Annotated in this window: 9 protein-coding genes; all 9 read left to right on the plus strand. The window is 66.4% G+C overall.

Annotated features, from left to right (window positions below; genetic code table 11):
• The first annotated feature begins 160 nt into the window (after positions 1–160).
• The 9 genes from tssK to ACFJI2_RS15305 all read left to right on the plus strand — a co-directional run bounded on the left by tssK (position 161) and on the right by ACFJI2_RS15305 (position 12296).
• Positions 161–1510 carry a type VI secretion system baseplate subunit TssK gene (gene tssK, locus ACFJI2_RS15265; RefSeq protein ID WP_377700813.1) on the plus strand — a complete coding sequence of 450 codons (1350 nt, stop codon included), beginning with the start codon at positions 161–163 and terminating at the stop codon, positions 1508–1510.
• Between the two features lie 16 nt (positions 1511–1526).
• Positions 1527–2306 (plus strand): type IVB secretion system protein IcmH/DotU, encoded by a 780-nt coding sequence (gene icmH, locus ACFJI2_RS15270; RefSeq protein WP_057156817.1) that lies wholly within the window; start codon positions 1527–1529, stop codon positions 2304–2306.
• Complete coding sequence (locus tag ACFJI2_RS15275) at positions 2306–4966, plus strand: type VI secretion system Vgr family protein (RefSeq protein WP_377700814.1); 2661 nt, start codon at positions 2306–2308, stop codon at positions 4964–4966. The genes icmH and ACFJI2_RS15275 overlap by 1 nt, the downstream gene beginning before the upstream one ends.
• Positions 4967–4979: 13 nt before the next feature.
• Positions 4980–5891: a DUF4123 domain-containing protein gene (locus tag ACFJI2_RS15280; RefSeq protein ID WP_377700815.1), complete on the plus strand. Its 912-nt coding sequence runs from the start codon at positions 4980–4982 to the stop codon at positions 5889–5891.
• A complete protein-coding gene (locus ACFJI2_RS15285) occupies positions 5888–6817 on the plus strand; it encodes a hypothetical protein (RefSeq protein ID WP_377700816.1) in 930 nt (309 codons plus the stop codon). The genes ACFJI2_RS15280 and ACFJI2_RS15285 overlap by 4 nt, the downstream gene beginning before the upstream one ends.
• A gap of 4 nt (positions 6818–6821) precedes the next feature.
• Positions 6822–7265, plus strand: a complete 444-nt coding sequence (locus ACFJI2_RS15290; protein WP_377700817.1) for a DUF6386 family protein — start codon at positions 6822–6824, stop codon at positions 7263–7265.
• A 251-nt stretch (positions 7266–7516) separates the two neighbouring features.
• Complete coding sequence (locus ACFJI2_RS15295; protein ID WP_377700818.1) at positions 7517–8929, plus strand: DUF2345 domain-containing protein; 1413 nt, start codon at positions 7517–7519, stop codon at positions 8927–8929.
• A 105-nt stretch (positions 8930–9034) separates the two neighbouring features.
• Positions 9035–9199 (plus strand): hypothetical protein, encoded by a 165-nt coding sequence (locus ACFJI2_RS15300; RefSeq protein ID WP_377705934.1) that lies wholly within the window; start codon positions 9035–9037, stop codon positions 9197–9199.
• Between the two features lie 76 nt (positions 9200–9275).
• On the plus strand, positions 9276–12296 hold the full coding sequence (locus ACFJI2_RS15305; RefSeq protein ID WP_377700819.1) for a triple tyrosine motif-containing protein: 3021 nt from the start codon (positions 9276–9278) through the stop codon (positions 12294–12296).

Here is a 12296-nt window from a genome sequence, read left to right on the forward strand (position 1 = left end):
CGACACATTATCAGAAATTTATTTTTGTGCGCGTTCAATTGAATTTCTCCAGGAAACACGGCCCATGCCCGGGCTGCGCACGATTGCCGCGCTCGCTTGCGACATGTTTCCTAAAGAAATGTTAGTGTTCTGCTACTTATAAAATTTCTGTTTTGATAACATGACAAACAAGGTACTTTGGGGCGAAGGATTGTTCCTGCGGCCGCAGCATTTCCAGCAGCAGGACCGCTATCACGAGCACCGCCTGCACGAGAGCGTGAAGGCGTTGCACCCGTACGCGTGGGGCGTGAACCAGATCGAGATCGACCGCGAAGCGCTGGCCAACAACGCGCTGCGCCTGCTGGAACTGTCGCTGCGCTTCCAGGACGGCGAGCTGTACGACGCGCCCGGCGTGGACGAACTGCCCGACACAATCGACCTGAGCCTGATCCCGCACAGCCAGCAAAGTGTGACTTTTTACGCCGCCCTGCCCGCCTTCAAACCGTTCGGCGGCAACTTCGGCGTGCCCGGCCAGGGCGGCCCGGGCAGCAATGGCGTGCGCTTCGTCCAGTCCAATGCGGACACGCCGGACCTGTACACGCAGGCCGCGCAAGCCCAGCTGAGCTACCTGAAGAAGGCCGTGCGCCTGGTGCCCGAGCACGAGCCGCGCGACTCCTACACCCACTTCCCGCTGCTGCGTCTGCGCCGCGCTGCCAGCGGCGGCTTCGAGCTGGACCCGTCCTTCATCCCGCCGTCGCTGTCGATCCGCAGCGCGCCGCTGCTGTTCTTGCAGCTGCGCCGCCTGATCGACGCGCTGCAGGCCAAGGTCAGCGCGCTGCAGGGCCACCACCGCGAACCGAGCCGCCACGTGATTGAATTCCGCTCCGGCGACATGTCCTCGTTCTGGCTGCTGCACACGGCCAGCACCGCCTTCGCCGGCCTCACGCACTACTTCCACCATCCGGCGCTGCATCCGGAGCGCCTGTACGAACAGCTGCTGTCGCTGGCGGGCGCGCTGATGACCTTTTCCAAGAGCTGGACCCTGTCCGACCTGCCGCCCTACCAGCACGCCGATCCCGGCCCCGCCTTCGCGCGCCTGCACCAGATCATCCGCGAGCTGCTGGACACGGTGATCTCGTCCAAGTACTTCGCCATCGCGCTCAACGAAACCAAGCCGTCCTACCACCACGGCATGCTCGACAGCGGCAAGATCGACGACAAAACCACCTTCTACCTGGCCGTCTCGGCCGACCTGCCGGCGGTGGAACTGGTGGACGTGGTGCCGCTGCGCTTCAAGATCGGCGCGCCGGACGACGTGGAAAAGTTCGTGCTGTCGGCCATGCCGGGAGTGCGCATCCAGCACGCGCCGCAAGTGCCGGCCGCCATCCCGGTGCGGCCGGACGCCTGCTATTTCGCCATCGAAGGCAAGGGCCAGATGTACGAACGCATGCTGCAAGCCCAATCGATTTCCATCTATGTGCCGTCCGGCCTGCGCGATTTGAAGCTGGACCTGCTGGCCGTTACTTCCTGAGCGGAGACCAAACAACATGAGCAACGTGGCTGCACCTTCCCTCGCCCCTTCCCTGTTCTCGTCCGGCGCACCGGCCGCGCCGGCGTCGAACAAACCGCAATCGCTGCAAGACCTGATGTATGACGGCTTCTACGCCCTGTTCATGCTGAAGAACGGCAGCGGCCCGCAGGACAACGCCGACTTCGCCGCCAAGATGACCCAGTTCCTGGACGAGTTCGGCCGCAACGCGCGCAAGCACAACGCCTCGCCGGACGACATCGACGCCGCCAAGTACGCCTTCTGCGCGGCGGTGGACGAGATCATCCTGCGCTCGCCCTATTCCATCCGCGACGCGTGGGAACGCCGTCCGCTGCAGCTGCAGCTGTTCGGCGACCAGCTGGCCGGCGAAAACTTCTACATCCGCCTGGAAGCGCTGCGCGCGCGCGGCGCCGCCCACGTGCAGGCGCTGGAAGTGTTCCATATGTGCCTGCTGCTGGGCTTCCAGGGCCGCTACATCCTGGAAGGTTCGGAAAAGCTGACCTACCTGACCAGCCGCCTGGGCGACGAAATCGCCCAGATGAAGGGCAAGCGCGGCGGCTTCGCGCCGCACGCCGAACGCCCGGACCAGGTGGCGCACAAGCTGCGCAGCGACCTGCCGCTGTGGGTGCTGTGCTCCGTGTTCGCGCTGGTGTGCGTGCTGGGCTACATCGGCCTGCGCACCTCGCTCGGCCGCCACACCGACGAGCGCCTGCACGCCTATAACGACGTCGTGAAAATGGCGCCGCGCGTGGCCAACCTCACCATTACCCTGCCCTGATGGCTTCGGCATCTCCGCTCACCTCGGCGCTCGGCGTATTCGGCACGGGCCTAAGCCAGCACGCGCGCCTGCTCACGCTGGCCAGCGCGCAGGAGCGCGCCCTGCCCGAATCGCTGATGGCCGAGCACTTCACGGCGCGCGAGGGCGTGAACGAACTGTACGCCTTCGAAGTGCACGCGCTCAGCACCTCCACCGACCTGGAACTCGACCAGTTCATCGGAGAAGAGCTCACTCTCACGCTGCTGCAGCCGGACGGCAGCCAGCGCGCCTGGCACGGCCTGTGCACCGAAGCGGCCTGGCTGGGCGCGGACGGCGGCGTGGCGCGCTACCGCCTGCTGCTGGAACCGGCGCTCACGCTGCTGCGCCTGCGCCGCGACAGCTACGTCTACCAGGACAAGAACGCGCAGGACATCGTCACCGAACTGCTGCAGGACTACCCGCAGGTGCGCTTCTCCTTCGACGTGACGCAGGAACTGGCGCCGCGCCCGATCTGCACCCAGTACCGCGAAAGCGACTTCGACTTCTTCGAACGCCTGCTGGCCTCGGAGGGCCTGAGCTGGCGCTTCGAGCACGACCCGCCCGGCGCGGAAAGTGACAAAGGCGACGGCCAGTCCAAGCACAAGCTGGTAATCTTCGACAGCAAAGCCCAGGCGCCCGCCATGCCCGGCGGCGCGGAACTGCGCTTCCACGGCGTGCGCGCCACCGACACCGACGACGCCATCGACCGCTTCGCCGCGCGCCGCCAGGTGCAGCCCAACGCCGTCAGCATCGCCAGTTGGGACCCGGCGCAGTTGCTGGCGCCGTCGGCCGAGCAGCAATCCAGCCTGGACGCGGGCGAGCTGCCCGCGCTGGCCATCTACGACGGCAGCGGCGAACGCATCGCCAGCGGAAAAGAAACCGGCCACGGCGCGGCCGACCCGCACAGCCTCCTGATGCTGCAAGCGCTGGAACTGAACAACAAAGTCTTCGAAGGCAGCGGCGCCGTGCGCCGCCTGGCCCACGGCCACAGCTTCCAGCTCACCCAGCACGAACGCTACGCCGACGGCGCCAACAGCTTCAAGGTGCTGTGGGTGGAACACGAAGCGCGCAACAACTTCGACGCATCGATCAAGGGCGGGCCCGCCTTCGGCGTGGAAGCCGGCACCTACCGCAACAGCTTCGGCTGCGTGCGAGAAGCCGTCGCCATCGTGCCCGCCGCCACCGCCGCGCCGCACGCCAGCACCGCGCTCGGGCCGCAGACCGCCATCGTGGTCGGCCTGGCCGACGCCATCTCCACCACCACGCGCGACCACCAGGTGCGCGTGCAGTTCGCCTGGCAGCGCGGCGAAGGCGCCAACGCCGGCGGCATGGCGCACAACACCGACGCCAAAGGCAGCGCCCCCGGCGACGAGCGCACCGGCACCTGGGTGCGCGTGGCCGAAGCGCTGGCGGGCCCCAACTGGGGCACCCAGTTCACGCCGCGCATCGGCACCGAAGTGCTGGTCGACTTCATCGAAGGCGACATGGACCGCCCGGTGGTGGTGGCCCAGCTCTATACCGGCAGCGACGCCCCGCCCTTCGCGGCGGGCGTGGACGCGGGCGTGAACCACGCCGGCACCATCTCAGGCATCCACAGCCAGAACTTCGACCGCAGCGGCTACGGCCAGTGGCAACTGGACGACACGCCCGGCCAGGTGCGCACGCGCCTGGCCACCAGCAGCGCCGCCACCCAGCTCAACCTCGGCTATCTGGTCCAGCAAGCGCCTGGCTCCGCGCAGCGCGGCAGCTATCGCGGGGCCGGCTTTGAACTGCGCACCGACGCCTGGGCCGTGCTGCGCGGCGCCGAAGGCGTGCTGCTCACCACCAGCGCGCGCAACGCGCAAGGCAGCGGCATCACGTCCACCCAGCTCGACACCGCCGAAGCGCTGGCGCAGCTGAAGGCCGCCGAAGAACTGGCCAAGCAACTGGGCGACGCCGCCACCGCGCAGCAAGCCCTGAGCAGCAAGGACGCCGCCGCCGCGCACAAGGACTTCATCACCCAGGTCGATCCCCAGCAAAGCGGCAAGCACCCCGGCGCCGTCAACGGCCAACAGGCCGTGAAGGCGCAAGCCGGCTCGCGCGAAGCGGACAGCGCCAAACCGGTGGAAAAGTTCGGCGTCCCGCTGGTGCTGATGGACGCCCCGGCCAGCATCAACTGGGCCACGCCCGCCTCCACCGTGCTGTTCGCCGGCAAACAGCTGCAATGGGTCACACAGGGCGATTTGCACCTCGCTGCCGCGCACACCGTATCCTCGGTGGCCGGCAACGCGGCCAGCTTCTTCAGCCACGCCGGCGGCATCCAGGCCTTCGCCGGCAACGGCCCGGTGTCGCTGCAGGCGCACACCGGCGAGCTGGAGATCCTGGCCGACAAAGAGATCACCGTCATCTCGGTGAACGACAGCATCGAGATCAAGGCCAGCAAGAAGATCGTGCTGCAGGCCGGCCAGTCCAGCATCACGCTGGACGGCGGCGACATCACCTTCGCCTGCCCCGGCAACTTCACCGTCAAGGGCGGCCAGCACATCTTCGACGGCGGCGGCAGCGGCGCGGCCGGCTTGCCCGCCCTGCCGACCGGCAGCGCCATCTGCATCGAATGCCTGAAAAACGCGGCGGCCAAGGCCAGCAGCTTCCTGGTCCGCTAAGCGAAGAAAAAACATGGACAACCCAACCCACACCTACGCCCTGCTCGACTGCTCCCAGCATGACCACGCGTGGCGCGAACTGAGCGCGCGCTTCCCGGACGCGCAATGGCGCTCGCTGTTCGACGGCACGCCCGAAGAACACCTGACCGCCGCCGCGCCGCTGCTGATCGCCGCGCCGCGCGAGCACGAAGCGCTGATCAAATGGCTGGCGCAGCTGGAGCAGGCCGCACCCAGCGTCAGCTGGATAACCAGCCCCTACACGCTGCCCGTGCTCGCGCCCATGCTCACGCGCCGCCTGAACTGCGAAATCGACGACGGCCAGTTGGTCGTGTTGCGCTTCTACGATCCGCGCATTCTGCTTGGCCTGCCCTCCGCGCTGGACGCGCAGCAGAAGCGCTACTTCTTCGCCCCGGTCAGCGCCTGGAGCGCGCTCGAGCCGCGCCGCCGGCAGCGCTACAGCATCGACATCGCGCCCGCCACACCGGCCGACATCGCCCGCTACGCCTTCGCGCCCATCAGCCTCACGCTGGCCCAGCGCGACCAGCTGATGTACTTCGACATAGAGAACCTGTACGAGAGCATCGTCCGGCACTGGGAAGAGACCTGCCCGGACGACATCGCCGGCATCAAGCGCGGCATGCTGCGCGAAGCGGCCATCGCAGCGGTCAGCCGCGCCAGCGGCTACGGCATCACCGACCCCAGCGCGCAGCACCTGTTCGCCGGCCTGATGATGACCGTGTCGCCCTCGTTCGACGACAACGCCATGGTCAAAGCCCATCTCAGCAACCCCGATGTGCCGCAGGCCGAACGCCTGAGCCGGATGATTGCGCAACTACCGGAGCAGGCGTGGGAACAGATCGTGCGGACCAAACGTTACGACGCCCTGTTTGAACTGGCGCCTGGCCAAACGGGTGCGCAGTTATGATGAACCTGCAAGACATCACCAAAAAACTCTCGGACGCGACAACTGCGCTGGCCAAGGCCGACAACGACCTGAAGCTGGAAATCGCCGGCGCCGCTGCCGATGCGGCGGGGCTGGTAGATCCCACGCCGGCTTCCGACATCGTCGGCGCCGGCATCTCGATCGCGCGTGGAGACTACTGGGGCGCAGCGCTCAGCACTGTCAGTATGGTGCCCTACTTGGGCGACGCACTGGCCAAGCCCGCCAAAGCCGTCCGCGCCACCAAGGCCATCATGGGCCTGGAGAAAAAAGTCGCGGCACTGACCCAAACCGTCGCCGACCTGACCAAAGCAAAAAAACAAGCCGAAGCAGCCGAAGTGGCAGCCAAGGAAGCTAAAATTGCGAAAGAGGCGGACGCGGCGAAGGATGCGGCCAAGACACAAGAAAAGTCTTCTGCAACGAAGGGAAAAGACTCCGAGGACTGTGCGCAGGCGCAAAAAAACGGAAAACCGACCAAAGCGCCAGCGGGTGTGACACTAGAGGTCAAGGAACCAAAAATTCTGAGTACTCCGGGTCTCTCAAAAGATGAGAGAAACTATCTGGAGACAGAGCTAAGAATAAAACAGCGCGCTATCGATCGCGCGGCTTCTCGTGGAGAATTAGTCTGGACTCCCGACACTAGCAATGTGCGGATATCGTCGTTGCAGGATGAATACCGCGATGCAGTGGCTAATCGCTATCGTAACATTTATGGTAAAGAACTTGACCTTACAAGATTAAACGCAGACCATCCAGTTGATTTAGTGATCGGCGGTGATCCGACACAAAGACTGAAGCTTTTGGACGAGTCTATCAACAAAAGCGTGGGCGCATCGCTTTTCCAAGCAGGACGCAAGGCTGGCCTGCAAGCTGGCGACCCAATTAGTAAAATAATTTTTGTCCCAAGGTAATTTTATGAATATTTCTGAGTACAAATTCGCCACAGATACGGCTACGATGTGCATCTTTGACTTAGCCAGTCTAAAGGATCGCCTAGCTGACGATGCTGACTGGTGGTGCACGCCACAAGACGAGCTGAATCAGGTGAATATGGGCAACTGCATATTTCTAGGACTAGGGAGTGATGGGAATTACGGCATTCATCTTGTGGATAAGATAGACTCCCCCCAAGTTACCATTAATCTAAATATACCCTCCGGACACGTATTCTTAGGCGCCGCAGAAGAAGTGACTGCTGATGGCCTTGAGCCCGAAGCACTCCGGGGTGGTGGTTTTTTGGACTTAAAGCCCGGCACTTACACTTTGAATGCTTTAAAAGTAGACAGCATTATTAGGTTGTCTCTCTCACTGAATAGCGGAGAGGTACGAAATTCATTTGACACGCCGATACGATTGTAATGCAGATGTAGTTTCAGAGAATGTCTTGGGGCTTGACGGGACGGCCGCCTGCTTGAGCAGGCCGTCAGCATCACCGACCTTGATAACGACGCCAAATTGGAAATCACCATACTGTATAAATTGTTTTTCGGAGAATAACCCGACTGCGACGTAGAAGCCGGCACTACCGCAACAGCTTCGGCTGCGTACGCGAAGCCGCCGCCACCGCCGCGCCGCACGCCAGCACCGCGCTCGGGCCGCAGACCGCCATCGTGGTGGGCCTGGCCGACGCCGTCTCCACCACCACGCGCGACCACCAGGTGCGCGTGCAATTCGCCTGGCAGCGCGGCGAAGGCGCCAACGCCGGCGGCATGGCGCACAACACCGACGCCAAAGGCAGCGCCCCCGGCGACGAGCGCACCGGCACCTGGGTGCGCGTGGCCGAAGCGCTGGCGGGCCCCAACTGGGGCACCCAGTTCACGCCGCGCATCGGCACCGAAGTGCTGGTCGACTTCATCGAAGGCGACATGGACCGCCCGGTGGTGGTGGCCCAGCTCTATACCGGCAGCGACGCCCCGCCCTTCGCGGCGGGCGTGGACGCGGGCGTGAACCACGCCGGCACCATCTCCGGCATCCACAGCCAGAACTTCGACCGCAGCGGCTACGGCCAGTGGCAGCTGGACGACACGCCCGGCCAGGTGCGCACGCGCCTGGCCAGCAGCAGCGCCGCCACCCAGCTCAACCTGGGCTACCTGATCCAGCAGGCGCCAGGCTCGGCGCAGCGCGGCGGCTATCGCGGCGCCGGCTTCGAACTGCGCACCGACGCCTGGGCCGTGCTGCGCGGCGCCGAAGGCGTGCTGCTCACCACCAGCGCGCGCAGCGCGCAAGGCAGCGGCATCGCCTCCACCCAGATGGACACCGCCGAATCCCTGGCGCAGCTGAAAGCGGCCGAGGAACTGGCCAAGCAGCTGGGCGACGCCGCCACCGCGCAGCACGCCCTCACCAGCAAGGACGCAGCCGCCGCGCACAAGGACTTCATCACCCAGATCGATCCCCAGCAAAGCGGCAAGCACGCCGGCACCGTCAACGGCCAGCAGGCGGTCAAGGCGCAAGCCGGATCGCGCGAGGCCGACAGCGCCAAGCCGGTGGAAAAATTCGGTACCCCGCTGGTGCTGATGGACGCCCCGGCCAGCATCAACTGGGCCACGCCCGCCTCCACCGTGCTGTTCGCCGGCAAGCAGCTGCAATGGACCACGCAAGGCGACCTGCACCTCGCGGCCGCGCACACCGTGTCGTCCGTGGCCGGCAACGCGGCCGGCTTCTTCAGCCACGCCGGCGGCATCCAGGCCTTCGCCGGCAACGGCCCCGTGTCGCTGCAGGCGCACACCGGCGAGCTGGAAATCCTGGCCGACAAGGAGATTACCGTCATCTCGGTCAACGACAGCATCGAGATCAAGGCCAGCAAGAAGATCGTGCTGCAGGCAGGCCAGTCCAGCATCACGCTCGACGGCGGCGACATCACCTTCGCCTGCCCCGGCAACTTCACCGTCAAGGGCGGCCAGCACATCTTCAAAGGAGGAAGCAGCGGCGCGGCCGGCTTGCCAGCCCTGCCGACCGGCAGCGCCATTTGCATCGAATGCCTGAAAAACGCGGCGGCCAAGGCCAGCAGCTTCCTGGTCCGCTAAGCGATAGAAAAATATGGACAACCCAACCCACACCTACGCCCTGCTCGACTGCTCGCAGCACGACCGCGCGTTGAGCGAGCTGACCGCGCGCTTCCCCGACGTGCAATGGAAATCGCTGTTCGACGGCACGCCCGAAGAACACTTGGTCGCACCGCGCTCGGGCCACAGACCGCCATCGTGGTGGGCCTGGCGGACGCCATCTCCACCACCACGCGCGACCACCAGGTGCGCGTGCAGTTCGCGTGGCAGCGCGGCGAAGGCGCCAACTGACGGAAGTGCTCTCTCAAAAGCCATAGCCCCGCATTTCCACTTGCGCCCGCCGCGCCGGGCTGGCTAAATTGAGCCTATGGCAATAATTTCCCCGAGACTACTCCTGCGCGCCGCCCTGGCGCTGACCTTAATGCTGCTGGCCGCCGCGCCCGCCCAGGCGCTCGATCCCGCCGTCCCCATTACCGCCTACCACCACGACATCTGGACCAGCCGCGAAGGCGCGCCGCGCGAGGTTGATACGATGGCGCAGACTGCCGACGGCTGGTTGTGGCTGGGCACGGTCACCGGCTTGCACCGCTTCGACGGCGTGCAGTTCGAGGCCTTCAAGCCGGCCACCGGCGAGGGCCTGCTGGGCAAGCGCATCACCTCGCTCACCGCCCTGCCCAACGGCGACCTGTGGATAGGTTATACGTTCGGCGGGCTGAGCCGCCTGCGCGACGGCCACTTGCAGCACTACGCGTCCGGCCCCGGCAACCCCATCGGTGCCACCTACAACCTGGCAGTGGAGTCGGACGACAGCATCTGGGTCGCCTCCACCACCGGCCTGATGCACTACAGCGGCGGCCGCTGGGAGAAGATAGGCGCGGACTGGAGCTATCCGACCGCGCGCGCCGAATTCGTCCATCTGGACCAGTACGGCCAGCTGTGGGTGGCGGACGGCAAGGCGCTGTACGTGCTGGACCGCGCCACGCGCCGCTTCCGTCCCACCGGCCACAGCGCCACCGCGCCATTGCTGCTGGAGTCGCCCGACGGCCGCCTGTGGCTGGTCGGCAAAGACACGCTGACCCCGCTGCCGCCGCCACCCGGCCAGCCTATGCCGCGCTCGCCGTGGACCAACCGCGCCGCTGGCCATTCCAGCCTGTTCGACCGGCACGGCAATTTCTGGACCGGCAACTGCCCCGCCGGCCTGTGCCGCATGCTGCCGGCCACGTGGCAGAAGCAGCAAGGCACCATCGCGCGCAACGGCGTGGACGACAAGCTGGACCAACCCTGGCAGATGGGCAGCCTGAATGTGCACTCCATGCTGGAGGACCGCGAGGGCAATATCTGGGTCGGCACCCCGGCCGGCCTGGAGCGGCTGCGCCAGAACAAGCTGGCGACGGTACAGTTCCCGCCTGCCGCCGGGCGCCTGTCGTTGGCGCAGGAAGAAGACGGCACCACCTGGGCCGCCTCGGCCGACGCGGGCACGCTGTGGCGCATCGACGCCGGCGGCCGCGCCATCCCGCATGACGCGGGGCAGACTGTCTATGTGGTCGCCAAGGGCCGCGACGGCTCGGTGCTGATCGGCGGCGCGCAGCGCATCGAACGGCGCAAGAATGGCGTCGTGGAGTCCTGGCCCATGCCGCCGCTGCGCGAAGGCGAGAACCCCAAGAATTTCGTGCTGCTGCTGGCGGACGATGGCAACGGCACCTGGGTCGGCATCGGCGGGCGGGGACTGTATCGCCGCGAAGGCGCACAATGGCTGCCGCCCGCCGGCCACACCGGCGTGCGCGGTCCGCTGTACGCCGCCGTGGACGGCAAAGGCAATACCTGGTTCGGCTTCCGCAACAACAAGCTGCTGTACCACGACCACGGCAAGCTCACGGAATACGGTCCCGCGCAAGGCATAGACCTGGGCGCGGTCACCTTCGTCGACACGCAAAAGGAACTGCTGATCGCCGGCGACAACGGCATGGCGGTGCTCCACGACGGCAAGTTCGTGCGCATCTCCGCGCACGATCCCGAGCTGCTGTCCAACGTGTCCGGCCTGGTGGTCACGCCGGACGGCGACCGCTGGGTCAACACCAGCAAGGGCCTGTTGCATGTCACGGCGGCGAACTGGCAGCGCAGCATGGGCGACCCGGACACGCCCCTGCGCCATGAGTTGTGGGACAGTTCGGACGGCTATCCCGGCGCGGCCGACATCATCGTGCGCACGCCGACGGCGATGGCCGGCAGCGGCGGCAGGCTGTGGTTCGTGGGCACCGCCGGCATTGCGTGGTTCGATCCGGCGCGCCTGCTACGCAACACCAGCACGCCGGCGGTGCAGGTGACGGGCATGCAGTGCGACGGTGTGCGCTACGCGCTCGACCCGGGCATGCGCCTGGCGCCCGGCACGGGCAAGCTGCAGATCGACTACACGGCCCTTACCTACACCATGCCCGAGCGGGTGCGCTTCCGCTACCGGCTGGACGGCGTGGACCAGGACTGGCAGGAGGCGGGCACGCGCCGCACGGCCTATTACACCAACCTTGGCCCGGGCCGCTACCGCTTCAACGTGGAGGCCATCAACGAAGACGGCGTGTCCAGCGGACCGCACAGCGCGCAGTCGTTCGAGATTGCGCCGCGCTTCACGGAAACCATGTGGTTCGCGGGCTTGTGCGCGCTGGCTGCGGCGGCGCTGGCGTACGGCCTGCACCAGTTGCGCCTGCGCCAGCTCACGCGCCAGCTGCGCGAGCGCATGCACGAGCGGCTGGTGGAGCGCGAACGCATTGCGCGCGCGCTGCATGACACGTTCCTGCAAAGCCTGCACGGGCTGATCCTGCATTTCCAGGCGGTGGCGAACCGCCTGCCGCCCGACAGCGACACGCGCCAGTTGATGGACAAGACGCTGACCCAGGCCGACCGCGTGCTGATCGAAGGCCGCGACCAGGTGATGGATTTGCGCGTCACGCCGGGCGGCAGCCTGGCCCAGGCGCTGAAGGACGCCGGCGCGGCGATGGCCGCCAACGGCGGCTGCCTGGATGGCGGGGGCGACGCGTTCGCGCTGGCGGTGAACGTGGATGGCAATGAGCGCGAGCTGGCGCCCGAAATGCACGACGAGGTGTATGCCATCGCGCGCGAGGCCATGAGCAACGCCTGCCGCCACGCGGGCGCCAGCGCGCTGCAAGTGGAGCTGAGCTACGGGCCGCGCGAGTTCAGGCTGGCCGTGCGCGACAACGGCAAAGGGCTGGACGACGCCACCAAGACGCACGGCAGGCCCGGGCACTGGGGGCTGACCGGCATGCGCGAGCGGGCCGAGCGCATCGGCGCGCGCATCGAGATCGCCGACCGCGCCGGCGGCGGGCTGGAAGTGCTGCTGTGGGTGCCGGCCTCGCAGGCCTACACGCGCCGCTAG

It is taken from the genome of Pseudoduganella sp. UC29_71 (genome assembly GCF_042693265.1).
Classification (GTDB): domain Bacteria; phylum Pseudomonadota; class Gammaproteobacteria; order Burkholderiales; family Burkholderiaceae_D; genus Rugamonas.